The sequence below is a fragment of the Oceanobacillus massiliensis str. N'diop genome (assembly GCF_000285495.1).
GTDB lineage: Bacteria > Bacillota > Bacilli > Bacillales > Amphibacillaceae > Oceanobacillus > Oceanobacillus massiliensis.
Window position 1 is genome coordinate 345,382 of record NZ_HE610978.1, and the last position, 24,238, is coordinate 369,619.

Annotated in this window: 25 protein-coding genes and 2 other annotated features; of the genes, 3 read left to right on the top strand and 22 right to left on the bottom strand. The window is 41.2% G+C overall.

Annotated features, from left to right (window positions below; genetic code table 11):
• Positions 1-85: 85 nt before the first annotated feature.
• From rpmA to OMHG_RS11695, 13 genes are all read right to left on the bottom strand, one after another.
• Complete coding sequence (rpmA, locus tag OMHG_RS11635) at positions 86-376, bottom strand: 50S ribosomal protein L27 (protein WP_010651037.1); 291 nt, start codon at positions 374-376, stop codon at positions 86-88.
• 13 nt (positions 377-389) lie between these two features.
• Positions 390-719, bottom strand: coding sequence for a ribosomal-processing cysteine protease Prp (locus tag OMHG_RS11640; protein WP_010651038.1), 330 nt, complete (start codon positions 717-719; stop codon positions 390-392).
• Positions 720-731: 12 nt separating this feature from the next.
• Positions 732-1,040: a 50S ribosomal protein L21 gene (gene rplU / locus OMHG_RS11645; protein ID WP_010651039.1), complete on the bottom strand. Its 309-nt coding sequence runs from the start codon at positions 1,038-1,040 to the stop codon at positions 732-734.
• Between the two features lie 14 nt (positions 1,041-1,054).
• Positions 1,055-1,125, bottom strand: a sequence feature (ribosomal protein L21 leader region).
• A 73-nt stretch (positions 1,126-1,198) separates the two neighbouring features.
• Entirely contained in the window at positions 1,199-2,059 is an 861-nt protein-coding gene (locus tag OMHG_RS11650) for a site-2 protease family protein (protein ID WP_010651040.1), read from the bottom strand.
• Positions 2,046-2,807 carry a M23 family metallopeptidase gene (locus tag OMHG_RS11655; protein WP_010651041.1) on the bottom strand — a complete coding sequence of 254 codons (762 nt, stop codon included), beginning with the start codon at positions 2,805-2,807 and terminating at the stop codon, positions 2,046-2,048. The genes OMHG_RS11650 and OMHG_RS11655 overlap by 14 nt, the downstream gene beginning before the upstream one ends.
• A gap of 132 nt (positions 2,808-2,939) precedes the next feature.
• A complete protein-coding gene (minD, locus tag OMHG_RS11660; RefSeq protein ID WP_010651042.1) occupies positions 2,940-3,740 on the bottom strand; it encodes a septum site-determining protein MinD in 801 nt (266 codons plus the stop codon).
• Positions 3,733-4,419, bottom strand: coding sequence for a septum site-determining protein MinC (gene minC / locus OMHG_RS11665; protein WP_010651043.1), 687 nt, complete (start codon positions 4,417-4,419; stop codon positions 3,733-3,735). The genes minD and minC overlap by 8 nt, the downstream gene beginning before the upstream one ends.
• A gap of 55 nt (positions 4,420-4,474) precedes the next feature.
• Complete coding sequence (gene mreD, locus OMHG_RS11670; RefSeq protein WP_010651044.1) at positions 4,475-5,017, bottom strand: rod shape-determining protein MreD; 543 nt, start codon at positions 5,015-5,017, stop codon at positions 4,475-4,477.
• Positions 5,014-5,889 (bottom strand): rod shape-determining protein MreC, encoded by an 876-nt coding sequence (gene mreC / locus OMHG_RS11675; protein ID WP_010651045.1) that lies wholly within the window; start codon positions 5,887-5,889, stop codon positions 5,014-5,016. Before mreC ends, mreD begins: the two co-directional genes overlap by 4 nt.
• A 15-nt stretch (positions 5,890-5,904) precedes the next feature.
• The gene (locus OMHG_RS11680; protein WP_010651046.1) at positions 5,905-6,942 is read right to left on the bottom strand and encodes a rod shape-determining protein; all 1,038 of its coding nucleotides are present in this window, start codon (positions 6,940-6,942) and stop codon (positions 5,905-5,907) included.
• A 219-nt stretch (positions 6,943-7,161) separates the two neighbouring features.
• Positions 7,162-7,851: a RadC family protein gene (gene radC, locus OMHG_RS11685; RefSeq protein ID WP_010651047.1), complete on the bottom strand. Its 690-nt coding sequence runs from the start codon at positions 7,849-7,851 to the stop codon at positions 7,162-7,164.
• A gap of 195 nt (positions 7,852-8,046) precedes the next feature.
• A complete protein-coding gene (locus OMHG_RS11690) occupies positions 8,047-8,916 on the bottom strand; it encodes an SPOR domain-containing protein (protein WP_010651048.1) in 870 nt (289 codons plus the stop codon).
• Positions 8,917-9,021: 105 nt separating this feature from the next.
• Positions 9,022-10,299 carry a bifunctional folylpolyglutamate synthase/dihydrofolate synthase gene (locus OMHG_RS11695; RefSeq protein WP_010651049.1) on the bottom strand — a complete coding sequence of 426 codons (1,278 nt, stop codon included), beginning with the start codon at positions 10,297-10,299 and terminating at the stop codon, positions 9,022-9,024.
• A 57-nt stretch (positions 10,300-10,356) separates the two neighbouring features.
• Here OMHG_RS11695 and OMHG_RS11700 point away from each other — a divergent pair, with 57 nt between their 5' ends.
• Together OMHG_RS11700 and OMHG_RS11705 are read left to right on the top strand one after the other, a co-directional pair.
• Entirely contained in the window at positions 10,357-11,247 is an 891-nt protein-coding gene (locus tag OMHG_RS11700) for an ATP-grasp domain-containing protein (RefSeq protein WP_010651050.1), read from the top strand.
• Entirely contained in the window at positions 11,244-12,095 is an 852-nt protein-coding gene (locus OMHG_RS11705; RefSeq protein ID WP_010651051.1) for an ATP-grasp domain-containing protein, read from the top strand. Before OMHG_RS11700 ends, OMHG_RS11705 begins: the two co-directional genes overlap by 4 nt.
• 110 nt (positions 12,096-12,205) lie before the next feature.
• On the opposite strand, the gene OMHG_RS11710 is transcribed toward OMHG_RS11705, so the two are convergent.
• Positions 12,206-14,851, bottom strand: a complete 2,646-nt coding sequence (locus tag OMHG_RS11710) for a valine--tRNA ligase (RefSeq protein ID WP_010651052.1) — start codon at positions 14,849-14,851, stop codon at positions 12,206-12,208.
• Between the two features lie 50 nt (positions 14,852-14,901).
• Positions 14,902-15,130 (bottom strand) — a binding site (T-box leader).
• A gap of 155 nt (positions 15,131-15,285) precedes the next feature.
• Between OMHG_RS11710 and OMHG_RS11715 the strand changes: the two genes are divergently transcribed.
• The gene (locus OMHG_RS11715; RefSeq protein ID WP_010651053.1) at positions 15,286-15,474 is read left to right on the top strand and encodes a hypothetical protein; all 189 of its coding nucleotides are present in this window, start codon (positions 15,286-15,288) and stop codon (positions 15,472-15,474) included.
• Here the strand turns inward: OMHG_RS11715 and ysxE are convergent.
• The 8 genes from ysxE to hemA all read right to left on the bottom strand — a co-directional run bounded on the left by ysxE (position 15,471) and on the right by hemA (position 24,215).
• Positions 15,471-16,475, bottom strand: coding sequence for a spore coat protein YsxE (gene ysxE / locus OMHG_RS11720; RefSeq protein WP_010651054.1), 1,005 nt, complete (start codon positions 16,473-16,475; stop codon positions 15,471-15,473). The genes OMHG_RS11715 and ysxE overlap by 4 nt on opposite strands.
• A gap of 60 nt (positions 16,476-16,535) precedes the next feature.
• Positions 16,536-17,600 carry a stage VI sporulation protein D gene (gene spoVID, locus OMHG_RS11725; RefSeq protein WP_010651055.1) on the bottom strand — a complete coding sequence of 355 codons (1,065 nt, stop codon included), beginning with the start codon at positions 17,598-17,600 and terminating at the stop codon, positions 16,536-16,538.
• A gap of 406 nt (positions 17,601-18,006) precedes the next feature.
• Positions 18,007-19,296 (bottom strand): glutamate-1-semialdehyde 2,1-aminomutase, encoded by a 1,290-nt coding sequence (gene hemL / locus OMHG_RS11730; protein WP_010651056.1) that lies wholly within the window; start codon positions 19,294-19,296, stop codon positions 18,007-18,009.
• Between the two features lie 18 nt (positions 19,297-19,314).
• Positions 19,315-20,301 (bottom strand): porphobilinogen synthase, encoded by a 987-nt coding sequence (hemB, locus tag OMHG_RS11735; RefSeq protein ID WP_010651057.1) that lies wholly within the window; start codon positions 20,299-20,301, stop codon positions 19,315-19,317.
• Between the two features lie 7 nt (positions 20,302-20,308).
• Positions 20,309-21,067 (bottom strand): uroporphyrinogen-III synthase, encoded by a 759-nt coding sequence (locus OMHG_RS11740; RefSeq protein WP_010651058.1) that lies wholly within the window; start codon positions 21,065-21,067, stop codon positions 20,309-20,311.
• A complete protein-coding gene (gene hemC, locus OMHG_RS11745) occupies positions 21,067-21,996 on the bottom strand; it encodes a hydroxymethylbilane synthase (RefSeq protein WP_010651059.1) in 930 nt (309 codons plus the stop codon). The genes OMHG_RS11740 and hemC overlap by 1 nt, the downstream gene beginning before the upstream one ends.
• Positions 21,997-22,008: 12 nt before the next feature.
• Complete coding sequence (locus tag OMHG_RS11750; RefSeq protein ID WP_010651060.1) at positions 22,009-22,824, bottom strand: cytochrome C assembly family protein; 816 nt, start codon at positions 22,822-22,824, stop codon at positions 22,009-22,011.
• Positions 22,825-22,841: 17 nt separating this feature from the next.
• The gene (gene hemA / locus OMHG_RS11755; protein WP_010651061.1) at positions 22,842-24,215 is read right to left on the bottom strand and encodes a glutamyl-tRNA reductase; all 1,374 of its coding nucleotides are present in this window, start codon (positions 24,213-24,215) and stop codon (positions 22,842-22,844) included.
• Positions 24,216-24,238 lie beyond the last annotated feature (23 nt).

The window sequence follows — 24,238 nt, forward strand, 5'->3', positions numbered from 1 at the left end:
GTTGACTTATCGAACTGCACCAATGCCCTTTTATCATGGCAAAATAAAAACTCCAGCCAACGAATTGACTGGAGTTTTTGTTTGATTATGCTTCTTGAGCAACCGGATATACACTAACTTTTTTGCGATCTCTACCATAGCGTTCGAATTTTACAACACCATCGATTTTAGAGAAAAGAGTGTCATCTCCACCACGGCCTACATTTTCACCAGGATAGATTTTAGTACCGCGCTGGCGATATAAAATGGATCCACCTGTTACAAATTGACCATCGGCACGTTTAGCTCCAAGACGTTTGGACTCGGAATCACGTCCGTTTTTAGTGCTACCAGCACCTTTTTTAGTTGAGAAAAATTGTAAATCTAGACGTATCATGGATTACACCTCCTTATTTATTTACGATCTTTATGAATTCACTATATTCAAGTTCAATCGACTGAAGTGATATAATCATACCCTCGAATAAGAGCTGTGCTTTTTCCATTATTTCAGGTTCAAGTGTATCGGGCAGCTTCACATGAAGATAACCGCCTTCTGCTCCCTGTTCGATTTCCAGGTCTGTTTTGAATAATTCCATCACTGCATTTACTGTACCAATTGACACAGCCGAGACTCCAGCACAAACAAGATCATATCCATACGGCCCACTATCGGCATGTCCGGATAGTTTAAAAGATGTTATTTGATTGTCAGTCCGAAATACAGTTACCTGAATCATAATCCAATACCTTTATGCATTGATTTTTTCAATCACTAATTTTGTGTAAGGCTGACGATGACCTTGTTTACGATGATAGTTTTTCTTAGCTTTAAATTTGAAAACAGTAACTTTTTTCTGACGGCCTTGTTTTGCAACTTTAGCAGTTACAGTAGCACCATCCACGAATGGAGCGCCAACTTTAACGTCATCTCCACCTACAAAAAGAACTTTTTCAAAAGTAACAGAATCGTTAGCTTCTGCTGCAACTTTTTCTACATAGATTTCCTGGCCTTCAACAACTTTAACTTGTTTACCGCCTGTTTCAATAATTGCGTACATTACTTGCACCTCCTTAATAGACTCAGACTCGCCATACAGGTACTCCGAAAAGTTTATAACCTGATCTGCGCGGTTGTAGCACGGGTGCTACGATGAATAACGTATTGATATTATCATGTTTTGCCAATCCTTGTCAAGCCTGCTAGAGTAATTACCTATTATTTGTACTGAAAAGTTTCCCCAACAGTATGATGATAGCTTTTATCATAAAAATAACTTCGGAGGCAATCATTTTCATCTATCGATATCCGCTCGTTATTTGGGTAGATAATATATACTGGATGTTTCTTTTCCCTTCTAAATTTACTGAATACATCCATAAACGTGCTTTCGGATGCAACGGTGACCGGGACTACCTTTTTAATGGCTGAGTCGCCTTCATATCTCCTTAACAGGAAACGCATAAACACATAAAACCGCTGCTTCCAATCCGTACGGTTTTCCATAAAGAGAAATATCCAAATCAGGAAAGAACTTAAGGTAAATGGAAAAAACAGCAATTGGATCAGGACGACACTTACAATGGTAATCATTGAAAACAGGATTGTAAAATGATAGGACTTTTTATAAGGAAGGAATGCAGAAGTGATAAGCAGCAGCAGCTTCCCTCCATCCAGCGGCCAGACAGGAATTAAATTGAAAAACAGCAGCATCGTATTATAATATAGCACAAGCTCGAGGATGGAGGCAGGAATGAATTGAAACAGTTCCAGAAAAAGGCATAAAAAGAAAATGATAAGATGCTGAAAGGGTCCTGCCAGTGTGACGATTGCTTCTTCTTTGATTGATTTATTCCCATGTTCTTCTGTGTCGACCACCCCGCCAAATACCCACAGTACAATATTTCTGATTCTCCATTTAAACATCGAGGCTGCTGTAAAATGGCCCAGTTCATGAAATAATACCAGAAAAAATATAATGAATAATTCCAGAAAGGTACCTGTAACAAATGAGATAGCAATAAAAGCATACAGAACAGGATGGATGTGGATACTTGGCATCTGCTTAAGGAAGTTCATCAACCTGGATCACCTGGACAGGATCTATATAATCATCGTTTTTTTCAATTGAAAAATAGACCATTTCACTTTCTGAGCTCGGTGTGAAGCTTCCCACTGCTTGACTAGCTGAAATGAATTGATAGAGATGGACATCGATGGAGCTAAGATTTCCATAGCTGGAAACAGATCCATCCGCATGCTGAACAGTTACCGTCTTATTCGTTTCTTTGTCATTACCGGCAAAGATAACAACACCTTCTTTAATTGTGGACACATTTGAAGTTTCACCCGGCTCAATCATGATTCCTGTTCCATTTGCATCGAAGGTTTCAGTAATATTGCCATTGACCGGCAGTGCCATTGATTGAGACTGATCCACTTCCGCAACAGGATTTGGCGAGAGGGATAACGGCCTTCCAAACGCTTGCTTGTACCACATATTGGCTCTCGCAAATGGGAATTCATCTGTTAGTGCCTGGTTCGTCCATTCCTTTGGCTTCTGCAATGCATCCGAATCCACCTGCCAGACCAGCGCAGTCCCAAAGAATAGCATAACCGACAAAATCCCTTTAACTGCAATCCTAGCTGCAGGACTACCCTTACCCTCGAGTTCACCGCTTCCTGTATACACCGGATAATAGCCATGTCTTTCTTCAGGTTCCGGCGATAAAGAAAGTAATTGTTTCTTCGTGCTGTCAGGAGCTCGTCCTCGGCTTTTCTTGCGCTGTTCAATCGACTTTCGGATTTTCCTGATATCTTTGTCCATTATTTTCACATTCCTTCAGATTCATTTGTACATTTATATGTATTTATAAAGGGATGTATGTGTACAAAAAAAGATGTAATGAAATATGCTTTCATTACATCCTCACAGGATATTCTCTATTATAAAATCCAGTTAAACTCGCATTCCAAAGAATTTTTTCACCCTTTGCAGAACGCCTCTTTCGTCTTCCAACGATTGGAGCGGCACGGTTTCTCCCAAAATTCTTCTAGCTATATTCCTATATGCAATGGAGGCTTTTGAATTTGGATTTAAGGCAATTGGTTCACCTTTATTGGACGCTTTAATGACTTCATCATCATCAATTACAATTCCGATTAGATCAATCGACAGCAGCTGGACAATATCATCCACATCGATCATGTCACCGCTTTTCATCATGTGATTTCGAATACGGTTTATAATCAATCTAGGTGCCTCTTTCATTTCCTCTTTTTCCAGTAATCCGACAATACGGTCTGCATCGCGGACACTTGATTTTTCAGGAGTGGTTACTACAATTGCTCTATCTGCACCGGCAATAGCATTTTGAAAGCCCTGTTCAATCCCTGCAGGACAATCAATGATAATATAGTCGTATTCCTGTTTCAGCTCGGCAGCAATCTCTTTCATTCCATCGGTTGTCACCGCCGTTTTATCACTCGTTTGAGCTGCAGGAAGCAATGACAAATAGTCGAAACGTTTATCCTTGATCAATGCCTGCTTTAATTTACAGCGACCCTGGATCACATCCACAATATCATAAATGATTCTATTTTCAAGGCCCATAACGACATCAAGATTTCTTAAGCCGATATCTGTATCAATCAGACAAACTTTCTTCTCCATTAGTGCCAACGCAGTACCGATATTTGCTGAAGTCGTTGTTTTACCGACTCCACCTTTACCGGATGTTATAACAATTGCTTCACCCATTATTCATTCTCCTTTCAAATCCGCTTATTTCCTTACGCTTTCGGGAAAGAACCTTTAACGAATCGATAATGATTTGATCCTGATCCTGATCGATAATTCCGCATTCCATATATACGCCATCCGACTCATAATCAGGAGCACGACTGATATAATCTGCAATACGTAACTGTGTCGGTTTCATATAGGAGGCTGCGATAAAAGCATCCCGATCACCATCCGAGCCAGCATGGGCGATGCCATAGAGGTTACCCATGATATAGATGTTCCCTGTAGAAATAACTTTCCCGCCCGGATTGACATCCCCGAGCAGAAGGAGATCACCTTGCATTTCCAGTACTTGACCGGATCTGACAATACGGTTTACTGCCCTAATTTCACTGTCCTCCCGCCACTTTAATGCATCTTCTACTCTAATAAGCTCTGATTCTATTGACGCTATTGTAAAACGATTATCCACACTAATTATTCTTCTTAGTTCCCGTTCCTGTTCTTGATTTAAATACCTGTTGCCCAATTTAACTTTTACAGAGACGATAGGTTCATCTTCCTTTGGTTTGCTCGCCATTATCTTTTCGTCAAGTTCTTTAATAGCATCATAAAAAGATGCCGTATCCTCAATAAATAGACTGAGACCTTCTCTTGTTCCTTTTATCGTAATTGTCTGTTTCTTGTCAAGCACAGCAAGTTCACCTCATTAAAATAGCCTAACTCGTTTATGTAAATATACTAAATTATTATAAAGTACTATTTCCAGTCAATTGCTCCCTTTCCCATCGTGCCAGCCTTTTAGCTGTAAATGGATATATCAGCAAAATAAACACCAAATTCAGCAATACAGTGGGAAGCAAGCGATCCATAAGATAATTTTCAAAAACCATGTCGATCAGCCCGGCCGAGGTATAGATCAGATATATAGAAAGCTCGGAAAGACATACGCCAAGCATTCCAAGCAGCAGCAGGACGTAAATATTTCCCTGGAGCAATTTTGTAAGTCCATGAACGATATAGAGAACCAATGCGTAGGAGAACATGTACACTCCAAGCACTCCTGTATAGACGACATCAATCAATAAACCAAATATTAATCCATAAACAATTGAATGATACGTGTTGTCTCTATCATAAAACACGGCGACAAATATCAAAAATGCCAACACCCAATGCGGCACAATCAGCATATTGTTCTTGACAAGATCAGGCGGCAGCAATTCCAGTGCCACCCCTTCAAGAATGGTTAGCAGAAAGAGAATGAGCGGTATGTAAAAACGTTTAATCATTCTTCCTCCTCACCACTGCTTTCTTCCGGTTCCGCCAAGGCTCGATCGACAACAATTACATGGCTCAAATTATATATATCGGCAGCCGGTGCAACCATTGCTATCCGAGTGAGTCCATATTGATCGGAAACAACCTCTTTGACTGTTCCAATAGGCAATCCTGCAGGAAACTCACCGCCAAGTTCAGAGGAAACAACCAGTTCTCCTTCTTTAAGATCATTATCAGATTCTTCGATGATTCTGAAAAGAAGTGAGTTGGACTCCTGTTCAAAGCCTTCAATCATACCGAATATATCTTCTCCATCTTCACGGGAAATGGTCGCTGAAATCCGATTATACTGGTCAAATCCTGTAAGCAGCTGTACCGTGGAAGTAAACTCGGATGTGCTTTGAATTTTACCAACCATTCCCTCGGCAGTTATGACAACCATGTTGGCAAGGACACCATCCTGCTCCCCTTTATTGATGGTAACCTGTTCAATCCATCGTTCAGGAGACCTGGAGATAACCGTTGCCTGTATAGGAGTATAATCCCTTACAGATTCACTGATTTCAAGTAAATCATGAAGTTCTTCATTTTCTTGTTTAATTTCCTGTACTTCATAAACTAAGCTTTTATTTTGAGACAGCTGTTCCTTGAGCAGCTGGTTTTCACTATACGTTGCTTTAAAATCATCAATATTCGTTACAATATCTGTGATAAAGGTGACAGGTGTATGAATGACACTCTGTGACCAGCCGACCACATCATTGGTGACTTTTTCCATAGTTGTCAGATTTTCTCTATCTCTTAATGAATATCCTATTAAGGCTACTAAAACGATAAAGCCGATTAGCAGAATAAATAGCCTTTTATTACGAAGAAATTGCATAGTTACACCTACTTATTAATTTAAAGGACGGGATGAAACATTCAAGCTGGAACGGAAGTGCTGGATATAATCCAATGATTTACCTGTCCCAATTGCCACACTATCTAATGGATTGTCGGTAACAAATACCGGAATCCTTGTTTCATCACTTATTACCTGATCCAGATTTTTGAGCAATGCGCCGCCTCCGGAAAGAACGATGCCGCGATCCATAATATCCGCAGCCAATTCAGGAGGCGTATTTTCCAAGGTGACCTTTACCGCATTAATGATTGCATCCACTATATCATCCAATGAAGCGGAGATTTCATCAGCCGTAATACTAATCGTTTTCGGAAGCCCTGTTAAAAGATCGCGCCCGCGAATGTCCATTTCCCTATCCGATTTGTTTTGTCTCGCTGCACCAAGGTCCATTTTGATCGATTCTGCAGATCGTTCACCAATCATCAGACTATAATTTTTTCGTATATAATTAATGATTGCCTCATCCATCTTATCCCCAGCAATCCGGATTGACTCACTCGTTACAACTCCTCCAAGAGAGATCACAGCAACTTCTGTAGTTCCGCCGCCAATATCGACAATCATACTTCCGGTCGGTTCCCAAACTGGCAGACCAGCACCAATCGCTGCTGCAAAGGGTTCTGCAATCGGAAAGGCATCCTTGGCCCCTGCCTGCTTGGACGCATCAATAACAGCACGCTCTTCCACCATCGTTATGCCAGAGGGCACACAAACCATCACATTCGGTTTTTTGGCAAAAAGTGAACGCTTCTTCATCGCTTTCTTTATATAATATTTCATCATTTCTGCTGTCGTTTCATAATCTGCAATAACGCCATCCTTCATGGGACGTATGACAGAGATATTGCCTGGAGTCCGTCCAATCATATTTCTTGCTGCATTACCGACCGCCTCAATTTCCCCGGTCGCAACATTTTTTGCCACTACTGATGGTTCACGGACGACAATACCCTTGCCCTTAATAAATACAAGTGTATTGGCAGTTCCCAAATCGATTCCCAAATCCTGTGAAAAATTAAATATCGCCAATAAAATCTTCCTTTCCGGTAACCAAATTGCATTATATGTATTCCACTAAATCACTCAAATATAGTAGTCGTAAACAATCATCAATTATTACATCTTAGCTGAAATAAGTAAACTGTTTCGTCCAATTTCATAATCAGAATAAGCGCCACTTTCATAAAAATGGCGCTGGTATCTCAGTCCTTATATAATTATACGAAAAATATTCTAAAATAGATAGTGTTATACGTATCCTTTTTCTTTTAAGGATACAAATTTCCTGTCACCAATGATTAGATGGTCGAGAAGATCAATACCGATCATCTTTCCTGATTCTGCCAATCTTCTCGTAACATGAATGTCTTCCTGTGATGGGGTTGGATCTCCAGAGGGATGATTGTGAGCTACAATGATAGAGGCTGCCGAACGCTTGACTGCTTCACGATATACTTCTCTTGGATGCACAATTGATGCATTCAGACTTCCAATGAAGATTGTCTGACGATGAATAATCTGATTCTTTGTATTCAAAAAAAGGACAACAAAATGTTCTTGTGTAAGATTGCGCATTTCCTCCATGATATAATCTGCCCCATCATCGGGAGAACGAATGACATATCTATCCTCTGCCTTGTATTCACTCATCCGTTTTCCAAGTTCAATTGCCGACAGGATCAACAGTCCCTTTGCTGTGCCAATTCCCTTTATCGATACCAATTCTTCAATCGTTGCATCCCTTAAAAGCTTCAATCCTTCAAAGTGCATGAGCACCCGATTTGCCACAGACATGACAGATTCCTCCTTCGTTCCGCTTCCAATCAGAATAGCGAGGATTTCCTGATTGGACAAATGCCCGGGACCAGCTTTCAAAAGTCTTTCCCGTGGCCGGTCTTCCTTTGGTACATCCTTAAATCTAATTGATGGTACAGCCATTTCGTTTCCCCTTTCATTTTTGGTACCATTATCATACCCAGTCTATGACATGCTAACAAATGACTACAACAGAATTTTAGCTCGCTCACTTATATTGAATAACACACTTTCCCCAGAAGAAAATGTAATTTTGCTTTACTTCATGAAGCGCAAAATAAAAAAGCAGGCAATCTGGAGATCACCTGCTACATTATATTAATGACTTAACTGTTCATAGTAATACATCCATTGCAGGAGGTGAATCTGTGTCACCTGTTCTCCTGCTTCCGTAATAGCTGTTGTAAGTGGTGATAGCCCATCTGATTGTTCGGGACTTTCAGCAAGCAATCCTTCCCATCCTTCCATAGATATACTGTTTTGCTCACTCCAGGAAACCAAAGATGCCTCCCATAGATTCTTAAACTTAGCGAGCCAATCCTGCTCCGTTGCCGTGACATTCACTTCCCCTGCAGCAGTACTCCATTCTTTTACATAGATTTCGACATTGCCACCCTTTTGCAGTCCGTCAGCAATCGCTTTGGCCCCTTCCTTCGTATCCGCCGCCCCGGCAATAAGAAAATATTGCTGATCCCTTTCCCAAATCATGGCTGGAACCCCTTTTTCTGCATATTCACCCGCCCATTCTTCAGCATTTCCCTTTTCGGAAAAGATACCTGCCTGTAAAACAAAAGCATGCAGCGGTTCCGGATTGAATAGAGACACAGCTGTCGCTGCCTCATTATCTTGAACAGCAGTGGCAGCATTATTATTAACGGTCGGTGCGGTCATTTCTGCTTCCACATCAACAAATAACCGAAGCATTGAAATACCCAGCAGCGAACCAATTATAACGGCTGATCCAAGTGCAAATAATATAGGTTTAAAATAATTGAATTTCCCTTGCCTTTTCTTTTGAAGGCCTTTTTTTGATTTATGAAGTCCCGTTAAGACAGGAATTGATTCCTCGGATTCATCAACAGCTGCTGCAGATTCCTTTTCTGCAGTGATAGGGCGGATATTATCATGCAATTTATATTTGAGCTGTTTTCCATTTTCTTCTACGAGTATTGCTTTATGTTTGTCCACATTTTCGCCTCCTGTGCCGGTGATACATTTAAACTAGCACACTGAATTTGAAAAGTAAGACGAATAATGACAAGCAGTCTAAAAATCGTTCTACAAATTTCTGCTTTATCCATTACGTTTTTCAAGCACATATGCCCTTACTCGTGAAATGAAATTTAGGGAACCCGCGACAAAATAATAGCCTGATTCCATATTTAACCATTCATCGATTTCCTGTTTCCAATCAGCGACAAGCCTTTTTCCTTTTGCCTGCGACAGACGGAATAGCTCCTCTGCACTGGTGGCGCGAGGATGATCAAAACTTGTTAAGGAAATGGTAGTAAAGGTCTGATTCTCTGCCAGAGAAAGCATGGTATCCAGCTCTTTATCCTTAAAGGCACCAAATAATAAATGCTTATCAGATTCAGGGTAATACTCTTCAACCGTTTTCACAAAAGCTTCCATCCCAGCAGGGTTGTGGGCCCCATCGATTACAATAACCGGTTTCGTGCTAATGGATTCGAATCTGCCTGGAAATCTGGTGGTCGCAATCGCTTCCGTCGCCTTCCCAAGCGAAATTTGATAGCCGTTTTCCTGCAACCTTTCAATTGCCATCAAGGCAACAGAGGCGTTCTGGAATTGATGTTCCCCTGCCATTTGCAGCTTCATCTCTGCATGATTTTGCCGACTGGACCAGATGATTTGATGTTGCTCCATTTTTTCATAGGAAAAGTCCTCACCGAAACGATAGAGATTGGTCATTCGCTTCTCGGCTTCCTCGACTATCACTTGTAAAGACTCGCTATCAAGAAGTCCTGCAACCACCGGTACACCTGGTTTAATGATACCTGCCTTATGGTAGGCTATCTCTTTGAGGCTGTCTCCCAAAAATTTCGTATGGTCCTTGGCTACATTTGTTATAATGGAAATAATCGGCTGGAAACAGTTTGTCGTGTCTTCCCTGCCCCCCATTCCAGCTTCGATAAGAGCAAAATCGCCATTTTTTGAAAAATAGAGAAAAGCAAGTGCCGTAATGATTTCAAATTCCGTTGGGGCATAGCCTGTACGATCCAACTGTTTAATGACAGGGTGAATTTCGTTACATAGTTCCAAAAAAGACTGCTCACTGATTTCCTGATCATCTAAATATATGTGACCAGTCAATCCGGTCAAACTCGGTGAGGTAAATACACCCACTTGATACCCACTTGCCTGAAGTGCATTTTTAATATATTGAGCGGTCGAACCTTTTCCATTCGTTCCAGCTATATGGATAGCGTTGACTTTTTGCTGTGGATGATCCAACAGAGCGAGCATTCGGTCGATCCGCTGCAAACCTGGTTTGATGCCAAGCATTTTTCTGGAAGCAAAAAAGGCTTCAACCTCCTGGTACGTTTTAAACATGGTTACACCACTTTCCATATGTAAGTAAAATAAGTATAGCAGAAAGGATTTAATCGGATGAATAAAAAAGGATGGGTCATTTATAATGGCAACCTGGCAGGAAATAAATTCCTGGATTATGCAGAAATGATTCAAGCAGCAGCATCAGCTAAGAATCTGGAAATTACCATTATGAAAAATAATGAGTTACTGAGTCTACTATCAAAAGATATCCTTGAAATTGTATCTTTTGCAGAAAGAGAATTACCCGACTTTGCAGTTTTTGCCGATAAAGATATATATTTGGCAAAACAGCTTGAGCTGGTTGGCGTAAAGGTGTTCAACTCTGCTGAAGCTATCGAAATCAGTGATGATAAAATTGCTACTTACCAGCATCTAGCGGTAAGCAGATTGCCTATACCTAGAACAATCATCGCTCCCAAGGTATTTTACTCTGGACAGCTGGAAGAAACATTGCTCGATAAAGTGATCAGGGAAATACGTCTCCCAATGATCATAAAAGAGGCTTATGGCTCTTTTGGTGAACAGGTATATCTATTGCACTCCAAGGAAGCGATTCATAAAAAAATGGAGGAAATTCAGGGGAAGGCCTATTTATTTCAGGAATTTGTTCCTGAAAGTTATGGTAGAGACTTACGGCTCCAAGTGGTTGGAAGCAAAGTTGTAGCTGCGATGGAACGAAATAACAGGAATGATTTTAGAGCAAATGTAACAGCTGGAGGGTCGATGTCCAGTTATACTCCGTCACAGTCGGAATCAGACCTTGCTGTTGCAGCGGCAAGCGCAATAAAGGCTGATTTTGCCGGCGTGGATTTGCTGATAGGACCGGATAATACAAGAATTGTATGTGAAGTGAATTCAAATGCCCATATTCGGAATCTTCTTGAGTGCACCGGTGTTAATGCAGCTGATTATATAATTGATTATATACTGGAAGCTCTATCATGAAAAAAGGATGGCTGATTTACAGTATAGAAGATAGTTTCCTAAATGCCTCCTACATTGCTTGGTTTAAGGAGGAAGCCGCAAAGCAATTCCTTGAATTGGAGCTAGTGATAAGAGAAGAATTAACAATTGGTGTTAAAGACAATAAGAAATTTGCAAACATACATAAAGAACCGTCTGAGCTTCCGGATTTTGCTGTTGTAAGAACGATAGATCCCATGCTCAATCTTCACCTGGAGTCTATGGGGATCGCTGTATTTAATTCATCAAATATCGCCCGAATATGTAATGATAAAGCATTAGCACATCACCATGCCAACCTGCTTCAACTACCGATGGTTGACACTATTTATAGTAAAAGAGAACATATCAGCGATACTCCGCCATTGCCTTACCCCTTTATCGTAAAAGAAGCAGGCGGCAGAGGCGGCAGGCGGGTATTCTATATTGAAGATCAGATCTCCTGGCTGAAGTGTCAAACAAACTTACAGACAAATATTATTATCCAGTCCTGTGAAGTTCAGCTTGGCAAAGACCTTCGTGTGTTCATAGTCGGAAAAGAGGTTGTTGCCGCAGTCCTTCGCGAAAGTTCAACAGATTTCCGTGCCAATTACAAACTCGGCGGTTCCGCTTCTCTCTATCCACTGAATCCAACAGAGACAGCGCTAGTTCAGAAGCTGGTGGATCACTTTGAATTTGGCATGGTTGGTATTGACTTCTTAGTCGGACTTGATGGACAACTGCTTTTCAACGAAATAGAAGATGTCGTCGGTTCCAGAACATTAAGTGCCACAAGCGATATCAATATATTGGAGAAGTATATTCGGTTGATTAAAACCAGGATTACATAGTGGGCTGCTTTTTAAAAGGTCATCGTTTATGAAAAAAAGCGGAAATCCGATTTCGGATTTCCGCTTTTTCATTTTCAAGAGAGCTTATTTTTGCTGAAGTATCAGAACTGTTATCCTTTCAGTTCGCCAAGACGCGCTTTAACTTTAGCCTGTTTATCTAGATAGTCCTGTTCTTTGCGTTTCTCATCATCAACAACCTGCTGTGGTGCTTTGCTGACAAACCCTTGATTGGAAAGCTTCTTCTGAACGCGTTCCACTTCTTTCGTCCACTTGCTTAATTCTTTCTCTAGACGTTCGATTTCCTTGTCAAAATCAATCAGACCTTCAAGCGGAAGGAAAATTTCTGCACCAGTCACAACAGTAGCCATTGCTTTTTCAGGTATATCCAATGTTTTGGATATTACCAGCTCACTCGGATTACAGAAACGTTCCAAATACTCCCGATTACGTTCCAGTTCTGAAACGATTGAATCATTCTCAGCCTGTATCAGCATCTTAATCTGTTTGGACATCGGTGTATCCACTTCTGCTCGACTGTTGCGCACGGATTTAATGATCGATACCAAGCGCTTCATTTCCTCTGACGCCGTTTCATCATGGAAATCAGCCCTCACTTCCGGCCACTTTGCAACAGTAATGGAAGTACCCTCATGCGGTAGCTGCTGCCAGATCTCCTCTGTAATAAAAGGCATATATGGATGAAGCATCCGCATCGTTTGATCGAGTACATATGCAAGTACAGATCTTGTTGTTTTCTTTTTGATTTCATCTTCACCGTATAATGGAAGCTTTGCCATCTCGATATACCAATCGCAGAGCTCATCCCAGATAAAGTTGTATAAGTGACGTCCTGCTTCACCAAACTCATATTTACTTGTGTTCTTTGTTACATGTTCAATCGTTTCATTCAAGCGGGTCAATATCCACTTGTCTGCAAGCGATCGTTCTCCACTCAAATCGATATCCGCAGATTGGAAACCTTCCATGTTCATCAATGAAAAGCGTGAGGCATTCCAGACCTTATTGGCAAAGTTCCAAGTCGACTCCACTTTTTCCCAGCTGAAACGCAGATCCTGACCTGGTGTTGAACCAGTTAACAGAAAATAGCGCAGCGAATCCGCACCGTATTTTTCGATAACGTCCATTGGATCCACACCATTGCCAAGAGACTTACTCATCTTACGACCATCTGCATCTCTGATTAGTCCATGAATCAATACATCTTTAAATGGTTTTTCATTTGTGAATTCTTTTGATTGGAAAATCATTCTGGCTACCCAGAAGAAAATGATATCATACCCTGTAACAAGAACATCCGTTGGGAAGTAGCGTTTGAAATCTTCTGACCCTTTGTCAGGCCAGCCCATTGTCGAGAATGGCCATAATGCAGATGAGAACCATGTATCCAATACATCCTCATCCTGCTCCCAGTTTTCAATATCTGCTGGTGCTTCCTTTCCAACGTAGATTTCTTTTGTTTCTTTGTGGTACCAGGCTGGAATCCGATGCCCCCACCATAGCTGACGGGAAATGCACCAGTCACGAATGTTTTCCATCCAGTTAAAATACGTACGCTCAAAACGCTCCGGAACGAAGTTTACCTTGTCATCGCCATGCTGCATATCTAGCGCAGCTTTTGCCAAGGGCTCCATTTTGACGAACCATTGCGTGGAAAGATAAGGTTCAACAACTGCACCGCTTCGCTCAGAATGGCCCACCTGATGCACACGCTCTTCAATCTCAAAGAGAACTCCCGATTGCTGAAGATCTTCAACAATCTGTTTGCGGCATTCAAAACGATCCATTCCTTGATATTTTCCGGCATTTTCATTCATGGAACCATCTTCATTCATAACCAGAATACGTTTTAGGCCATGACGGTTACCAACCTCAAAGTCATTCGGATCATGTGCAGGTGTTATTTTAACTGCCCCAGAACCAAGTTCCATATCCACATACTCATCAGCTATAATTTCGATTTCACGGCCAACAATCGGCAGCAGAACTGTCTTGCCAATTAAGTGTTTATAACGATCGTCCTTTGGATGAACCGCCACCGCCGTGTCACCTAACATTGTTTCTGGACGCGTGGTCGCTATTTCAATCGTCTCATCACTATCTTTGATTGGGTAGCGCATGTGATAGAATTTACCATGAACTTCTTCATAGATAACCTCTATATCGGATAATGCCGTTTGTGTATTCGGATCCCAATTGATAATATATTCACCGCGATAAATAAGCCCTTTTTCATATAATGTAACAAACACTTCTTTTACAGCATCTGATAAGCCTTCATCCAATGTGAACCGCTCACGTGAGTAATCCAGACCCAGACCGACTTTTTCCCATTGAGAGCGAATGAAATCTGCATACTCCTCTTTCCATTCCCAGGAAGTATCGAGAAATTTTTCCCTTCCGAGCTCATAACGGTTCGTGCCCTGTTCCTTAAGTTTGGCCTCTACTTTTGCCTGTGTTGCGATTCCTGCATGGTCCATTCCTGGGAGCCATAATACATCATAGCCCTGCATCCGCTTCATGCGGGAGATTGTATCCTGCATAGTCGTATCCCACGCATGCCCTAAATGCAATTTTCCTGTTACATTTGGTGGTGGGATTACGATGGAATAAGGCTCTTTCTCCGGATTGCCGGTCGCTTCAAAGTATTTTCCATCCAGCCAGAATTGATAACGGCCCTTTTCGACTTCCTGTGGATTGTATTTTGATGGAAGTGTATTGTTTTCCTGTTCACTCATTACCTAACCTCCTGTTTTTGCTAAAACTAAAAAACCCTTTTCATCCTTATATAAAGGACGAAAAGGGTTAGCTTCCGTGGTACCACCTTTGTTTACAAACCAAGAAAAGTTTGTACACTCATGTATTGATAACGGTCAATTACCGGCTTCTTCTACTGTAAATTCAAAGAAGCTGCATCAAGGGCGACCTTCCAAAACAACCAGCCTGGGAAATTCGCAGCTCTAGATTTCCCTCTCTTAAGGCGTTTATTCTGTACTCTTCCCTGTCATTGCTTTTTCATATAACACTTATTCGTATGGTTTTTATTTTATCCAAAACGGCACGGTTTCGTCAACTATTATTATTGTTATTGCACAAAAGTGATGTATTTATACATATTATAGCTCATATAGAAGTAATGTGAACACATTTTATTGAAAAGGGGGTGAGTGATGTGGCCCGTTATTATCGCTATAAGCTGCCGCCATGGGGAAGACATTGTCTCTTTATTGCGGAAAAGGTAACACTGCCGATTATGATATTTCAGCTCATCCGGACATTATTAATTCCTACCACCTTTGACATTCTGTTATTAGGCGTATTTATTGGTCTTTTTGTCGCTTTTTACTTGGAATGGATTTAGAGTTCTGTGTCTTCAAAGGTAATTCCTTCATATTCATCCTTGATAAATTCTGTCCATTTCACTGCAAATAAAAGATTTCTGTATTGCCGCTGGAGATCCTTTACTTGATCTGCCATCGGTTTATCAGATGGTTTCTCCTTATAGTCACGGATAATGGTAATATAGTGCGAAGGATTGAGCAAGTAAATGGACAGCAATTTTAATTCCGCTTCCGATAAATCGTTTATTTTTTTATATTTTCTAAATGCCTCATTGATTTGGTCTGCCGGCTGATCATAATTTCCTGTTAAACGACTGAAGTAATCAGCTAAATCTGCCGCTGCATGGTTATAGCCAGCTTTTTCCCAATTGATCATATACCCGTTAAGCATATGGTCGGTACGAAGATTGCCATGGCATAGACTGTGATTCCATATGAATTCTTCCTCGGACTGATCCAGAAATTCACTGATTCTTGTATTGATGAGTTGGAACGCATATTCCATGACTCTAAAGTGGGTACAAACCTGTAATTCGAATGGAGACATATATGTCTTCTTCTCGAATTGAATAACATAACCACGCAGTTCTCCAGGCAGCCGCTTACAAAATGCAAGATATGTATCAAAGTTTTCTTTTAGGGTATCCCTTGAAATCCGGTGGGACTTTTTTGTCTTCTCGTGCAAGCGGGCAAGGGAATCCAGTGTAATTGAAATGCTATTCCTTTCTTTATTTTCATCAGAATGCTCAACCCAGGGAGTAAGATAGAAAATGCCATTATTTGTCTGCTCATAAAGTTTACCTTCCTTTGTTAAGTAAACCGGGACAATTTCGGAAATATTTTTCTCATTGGCCATATGATAGACATTTTGCCATGCCGCTACCGTTTCTTCTGTTAGTGAGCTTCTTTTCAGAGCATAATCCCGTTTGCCGTCATTAATACGGAATAAACGGTCTGTTATTTGTTCTGTATCAATAGGATAGATCCTGTAAGATTGCAGTACTTTCTTTAGCATATCCATTGTTGTTCACCACCATTAAAAATAATAACCCCCTGAAATATTAATCAAGGGGATAACCAATCACTTGTTGACCGGAATATATAAGAGCTGACCTTCATGAACTTCGAAATCATCACCTAGCTCATTCTGTTTTATCAGCTGCAGCGGGCTTATTGAAAAACGCTGTGCTATCGTTTCGATTGTATCCTGCTCCTGTACAATGCAAAGCCTCATCTTCGTATAACGCTCTTCCTGCGTATTTCTGAATATATCAGATAAGTAGGTTGCATCTGCAACTGGCTGCTGCTCGTTTTCATTTTCAATCTCTTCGGCCGCATCGTCTGCTTCACTTTGCTCATCTGCTGCCCCTACTTCCGGTTCTGTTACGGCACCCTCTTTTGGCATTTGATTAAAAAAGTCAGCCAATGATTCAGACTTGACCTTCCACCGATCGGGGTCTGCTTCTCTTTCCCGGTCTTCCTTTTCCCCGTCTTCTTTTTCAATAGAGATTCCTCGTTCTTCTGAAGCAATAACCTCTGGCGGGACAACTTTATTAGCGGAAACGTCCATATCATCTTTCCCCACGTCCATCGGTTTCCTGATTTCAAATTCAAAGGTTCCCTCTTCTTCATTTTCGATTTCTTCAATGGCTTTACCTGGTTCATCTGCTGCCTCATTCTGTTCTTCGAATTCATCCCGCAGCGGCTCTGCCTCACTGTTTATTCCATGAATCTCAACCGAAGCGAATAATTTCAATTGGCCTGGTTCGGGTAATTCGTAATCAAAGGATTCAATGCTGACAGTGACTTCATTTAAATCTGCAACTCGATATGGCGGAACAGAGATTTCAACAGGAAACTGATGTGAAAACAATGCCAATCCATCTTCTTCTGTAACTTTTCCCACAAATCGCTTCGCCTGAAAATCCTCAAAATCAAGTGGTTCTTCCACTATTTCTGCTGAAATGATTTTTTCGTATTCCCCATGCAGTTCAATAATGCCTCTTATTGAAATATATTCATCATAGGGATGGATCGATATCTCTGGTTCTAAAGCTATCCCTCTCATTTCCGCAACTTCCTGTCCCTTTTCAAAATACAGGGACTCCTGCAGTTCAAAAGTAAATGCCTTGGAATCGCCAGTCAAAAAAATTCCTCCCTTCCACATATATCCATGTACCAATTGTCTTTATAATCTATATGAATCAGCATTTATGGATATGCATGAAAAAAAGCTATTCTTATTCGGAAACCATTACTGGTCACATCCAAATAAGAATAGCTTTTGATTCTTCTAGCCTCCGCTTTTGATTCTTCTAGCTTTGGCTTTTTGGTCCTTCCGGCATAGGCAGTGACCCTTCATACAGATAGTTCACTGTATTTCGGTCCCTGCCTATGCGTCCGTACCAGATCAATCGCCTCCGCTTTTGATTCTTCTAGCTTTGGCTCTTTGGTCCTTCCGGCATAGGCAGTGACTCTTCATACAGGTAGTTCACTGTATTTCGGTCCCTGCCTATGCGTCCGTACCAGAACAATCGCCTCCGCTTTTGATTCTACTTTTTGATTTTTGAAAAGGCGGTGCGGATTGCTTGAATTGTTTTTGCAATGTCTTCGTCACTATGGGCAGTTGAAAGGAATAATCCTTCAAATTGGGACGGCGGAAGGAATATTCCCTCTTCCATCATCGCCCGGTAATATTGTGCAAAATAGTCCAGATTGGAAGTCTGTGCACTATTGAAATCAACAACCGATTCGTCAGTAAAGAAGACACCAACCATTGATCCTGCACGATTAATATGCAATGGGATATCATAATCTGCTGCCGCAGTACGGAAACCGTCAATAAGTGAATCGACTTTTTCGTTGATTGCCTGGTAGGATTCTTCAGTAAGTGCCGATAGCGTCTCATATCCAGCAGTCATTGCAAGCGGATTTCCAGAAAGGGTTCCAGCCTGATAGATCGGTCCTGACGGTGCAATCTGCTCCATTATCTCACGCTTTCCGCCATATGCTCCAACAGGCAGACCACCGCCAATTACTTTTCCAAGACAAGTTAAGTCCGGTGTTGCATCAAAATGCCCTTGGGCACAATTGTACCCGACACGAAAACCGGTCATCACTTCGTCGAATACCAAGAGAGTTCCGTAATCTTCTGTAATTTCCCTTACCTTTTTCAAGAAATCATTCTGCGGTGGAACAACACCCATATTTCCGCAGACTGGTTCCATTATTACGGCAGCAATATTGTCACCATAGTTTTCAAAGGCAAGTTCCAGACTTTCGAAATCATTATATGGGACGGTAATCGTATTGCTTGCAACGGACTTCGGTACACCAGGACTGTCAGGCAAGCCCAATGTCGCAACACCTGAACCTGCCTTAATCAATAATGAATCGCCATGCCCATGATAGCTGCCCTCAAACTTCAGAATAAGGTCTCTGCCAGTATACCCCCTGGCAAGACGGATGACACTCATGGTGGCTTCAGTACCTGAATTCACCATGCGAACCATCTCGATTGACGGAACGCGCTCAATAACGAGCTCTGCCAGTTTATTTTCAAGTATTGTCGGCGCACCAAAGCTTGTACCTTTTTCGGCAACTTCTTTTAATTTATTTACAACTGCAGGATCGGCATGTCCTAGAATTAGCGGCCCCCAGCTGAGCACATAGTCAATATATTCATTACCATCAATATCGTAAATTTTTGAGCCTTTTCCCGATTCCATAAAAACGGGAGACATGCCTACTGACTTGAAGGCACGAACAGGCGAATTGACACCGCCGGGCATCAGGTCAACTGCTTCTTTGTATGCATCGATTGAATTATTGTAGCTTCTCATTTTTTGAGCCTCCATATTCTATTGGTTTTCTCTCAGCCATATGGCAGCATCTTTTGCAAAGTAAGTAATGATCAAGTCTGCTCCAGCGCGTTTCATGGATGTGAGTTTTTCCATTACAAGTGCTTTTTCATCAATCCAGCCGTTTTGTGCTGCAGCTTTTACCATGGAATATTCACCACTTACATTATATGCAACTATAGGTAAGTTAAAGTTATCACGGACTTCACGAACGATATCGAGATAAGATAATGCCGGTTTAACAATAAGGAAGTCTGCTCCTTCAGCAACGTCAGATTCAGCCTCGCGAAGTGCTTCCAGACGGTTGGCAGGATCCATTTGATACGTTTTTCTGTCACCAAACTGTGGTACACTTTCTGCAGCATCACGGAATGGACCATAGAACGCAGAAGCATATTTGACCGCATAGGACATGATTGGGATATGGGAATATCCAGCCTCATCCAATGCCGCACGAATAACTGCCACAAAACCATCCATCATATTAGAAGGGGCAATGATGTCTGCACCTGCCTGCGCTTGGGAAACAGCCGTTTTTGCCAATAGCTGAAGTGACTCATCATTATCTACATCATGATTGTGGATTACGCCACAATGTCCATGGGACGTATATTCACAAAGGCAGGTATCTGCAACAACAAGCAGGTCAGGGAATTCTTTTTTGACCATTCGTGTCGCTTCCTGGATAATTCCGTCCTCTGCAAATGCCCCGGAACCGACCTCATCCTTTTCCGAAATCACGCCAAAGAAGATAACAGATTTGATTCCCAGTTCATATACTTCCCTTACTTCATCAAGCAGGAGGTCAAACGAAAGCTGATACACTCCAGGCATCGAAGGAACCTCATTTTTGATGTTTTCCCCTTCAATCACAAACATCGGATAAATAAAATCTTCTGTACGTAAATGTGTCTCCCTTACCATGGAACGCATTGCATTAGAAGAACGTAATCTGCGGTGGCGTTTAAAATTAATTGAATCGGACATTTCGTTATCAATCCTTTCTGTTTATGTAATCGCTAATAGCCAACAGCATTGCATCTGTTGTAAATTCTTCTGGTGTAATCAGTGTGTGCAGACCGTGCGCTGCTGCAGATTGTTCCGTAGTAGTGCCAATACAGACATAGTTGCTGTCAGGAATCTCATCCGCCATCACCATAAAGGACTCTACTGTAGATGGACTCGTAAACGTAATGAAATCAATCTGCTGCTTTGACAATACGTCATTAAGTTGATGCTTCATTTCCAGATTGAAGCTTGTTTCATAGACTTCCATCGTATCAAAAGCAAGCCCTTGTTCGGAAAACCTGGCAGGAAGGACATCCCTTGACCGATTTCCTCTGATTAATAGAACCGGCCCTTTTTCACCAGGAGTCCTGAGAAATTCCTCTGCCATGATGTCTGCATTATAAGTTGATGGAATAAAGGCGGAACGATAGCTATATTTATTCAGCATAGACTCTGTTTTATGGCCAACCGCTGCAAACAGCACGTGATCTGCTATTTGTACATGATACTTTTCAATGATTTCAAAGAAATTTTCAACTCCGTTAGAGCTTGTGAAAATGATCCATGTATATTCGTGAAGGCGATCAAGCATCAATCGGTTCGCTTTTCTATCTTTACATGAAATTTTGAGCAATGGGACCTCCAAAGGAATCCCACCCATCGCAATGACCTTGTCAGCAAATTCCTTTGACTGCTTAGCTTCTCTTGTAATCAGAATCTTGCTTCCATGTAATGATGGAGCCATTACTTGTCTAACTCCTCTTTTACCTCATCCACTATCTTCTTGGCTCCTTGCTTGATCAGCAAATCAGCTGCTTCTTTTCCAACTGCTTTCGGATCATTGCCGCGAACGGTCTCTTTCAATATGGTCTTGCCATCCGGAGTCCCGACCAAAGCAGTTAGAATAACATCATTTCCCTCAAGATAGGCATAACCGCCAATCGGCACCTGACAGCCACCTTCCAGCAAGTGCAGAAACGTTCTTTCTGCTGTAACTGTCCTTGTCGTCAAATCATCATTGATCTTCTGCAGAATACGGCTGATTTCCTGATCATCCGCACGGCTTTCGATTGCAAGCGCCCCTTGCCCAACAGCGGGAACACATATTTCAGGCTCCAAGTATTCTGTAATCAATTCTTCGTTCAGTCCAACACGCTTCAATCCAGAAACGGCAAGAATAATGGCATCATAATCTTCTTCCTGCAGCTTTCGAATACGTGTTTCAATATTTCCTCTGATCCACTTAATGTTCACATCAGGACGTTCTGCAAGAATTTGTGCTGCACGGCGTAAGCTGCTGGTTCCGACATTAGCCCCTTTCGGAAGATCTTTTAACTTAACATCGTTTTTGGCGATATAGGCATCCCGGTGATCTTCCCGTATCGGGATGGATGAGATTTTTAATCCTTCTGGAAGCTCTGATGGCATATCCTTCATACTATGTACGGCAAAATCGATTTCCTTATCATACATAGCCTGCTCTATCTCTTTTACAAAGAGACCTTTGCCACCGACTTTAGATAGCGTGACATCGAGAATCCGGTCACCTTTGGTTACAATTTTTTTAACTTCAAATTCGTTCTCAACACCAGCCGCCTTCAATTGGCTGATTACCCATTCTGTCTGGGTCAATGCCAAATTACTCTGTCTTGATCCTACTACTATCTTGCGCATATAGTAATCCTCCTAAAAGTGAAAATTCGATAACGAGCTAAATAAAAAGAAATTAATCAGCAATATTAAAAATGCAGCCGTATTATAGGTGGAAAGAAATTTCCCTTCATGTCCGTTTATTCTTAAAACAAGGTACACAATATAAACAAACAAAACAACAATGGATCCGATTGTTTTCATATCGAGCCAGTAAAAAGTTGTCGTGGATACATATGCCCATACCACTCCCATAATAATGGCTATCAATAATAATGGAACTCCTATTGAAATAGTTTTAAAACTATAGCTGTCCAATGCGCCGAGATCACCAAGCCGCCACAACCATTTTAAACCTTTTTTCTTTTTTAACAAACGATATTGAACTAAATACATGATTGAGAACAGAAACCCGATGGTGAAAAACCCATACGAAATAATGGCAACGGTTATATGCATGATCAGTATTTCATGTACAAAGTGAATGGCTTCATCCGGAAAACGTTTGGTCGCACTCGCAGATACATACATCAACAGGATAAAGAAACCAAATACATTCATAAAGAATACAATAAAACGTACTGGAAACAATCGATTGATGATCAGCGAGAACGTAATCAGAACCCAGGAATAAAACAGCAGGCTATCCACCAAGGTTGCCACAGGAAAGTTATTTTCCACGAAGACCTCATAAATGAAAAAGATAGTCTGTATAAGCCAAACCATAGTAAGCAACCAGAAAGCAATCCTGTTTGCCTTCCGGTTGTTATGAATAAAATCTATAAAATAGCCGATTAAACTGAAGCCATAAACGATAAGAATAATTTCATAAATCCACTTCATTTCAATCATCAATTTATCCCACCCATTCAGACTGTCGTAATTTTTTCTATTATGGGAAAGGATACTTTGTCTGCTTTGGCCAAAGAATGTAATGTCTCATTTTTTTTGGCCTGCTTTGCGGCTTCTGCCTTTACTTCATCTTCAATACCGAAAATATCAATAAATAACTGCAGGGATTCTTCTGCTTTGTCAGCGCCTGCGAGTTCTTTCGCCTGTGTTATAGGTTCTTTTAAAAGCTGATTGATGATGCTTTTCGTATGCTTACTGATCACTTTTTTCTCTCGGGCAGTCATATCCGGCATCTTTCTCTCTATACTCTTCATCGTTTCTGCCTGAATGGATAATGCCTTCTGCCGCAATGCTGAAATGACGGGTACGACACCAAGGGTTTTCATCCATTCCTTAAACGTGACTATTTCCTCTTCCATCATCAGTTCAATTTGTTCGGCTGCCGCCTTTCTTGCCTCCAAATTTTCATCAACAATATTTTTCAAATTATCAATATCGTAGAGAAATACATTATCCATGCTGCTGATTTGTGGATCGATATCTCTTGGAACTGCAATATCCACAAGGAAAAGCGCCTTGCCTTTGCGTTTCTTTTGAATCGGTTCAAGCATCTCTTTTGTGAGAACAACTGAATCAGAACCCGTAGAGCTGATCAGGATATCTGCTTGCTGTATCACTTCCAGCAGGTTATCCATTCCCATGGCATTTGCCTGAAACCGTTCAGCTAATTCTTCTGCCTTCTTTATAGTACGATTGATGACCGTAATCTCAGAGGCACCGGATCCTTGAAGATTCTTAGCAGTCAGTTCACCCATTTTACCTGCACCAAGAATGGCAACGTGCTTATTCTGCAGGTTTCCAAAAATCTTTTTGGCCAATTCAACTGCAGCATAACTGATCGATACCGCATGTTCACCAATGGCAGTGTCATTATGTGCACGCTTGCCAAATGTAATAGCCTGTTTAAACAGCTCATTAAATATGGTGCCTGTAGTTTTCATTTCCTGTGATGTCAGAAATGCCTCTTTTACTTGACCTAGTATCTGTGTTTCGCCAAGCACCATCGAATCAAGCCCTGTAGATACGCGGAAAAGATGTTCCATTGCACCATCATCTTCCGTAATTCGCAAATAAGAGGAAAATTCCTCTTTATCAATATCGAACCAGTCGGCTAAAAATTGTTTTATATAATATCGCCCTGTGTGTAATTGATCAACTACTGCATAAATTTCCGTACGATTGCATGTTGAAACAATCACATTTTCGAGAATGCTTTTCTGTTTTTTCAGCTCCAGCATTGCTTCATGGAGAGAGCTCTCAGAAAATGTGAGTTTTTCCCTTACTTCTACTGGGGCTGTTTTGTAATTGAATCCAACTTTTAAAATATGCACTTTTCTACCCCCAAAACCATTTT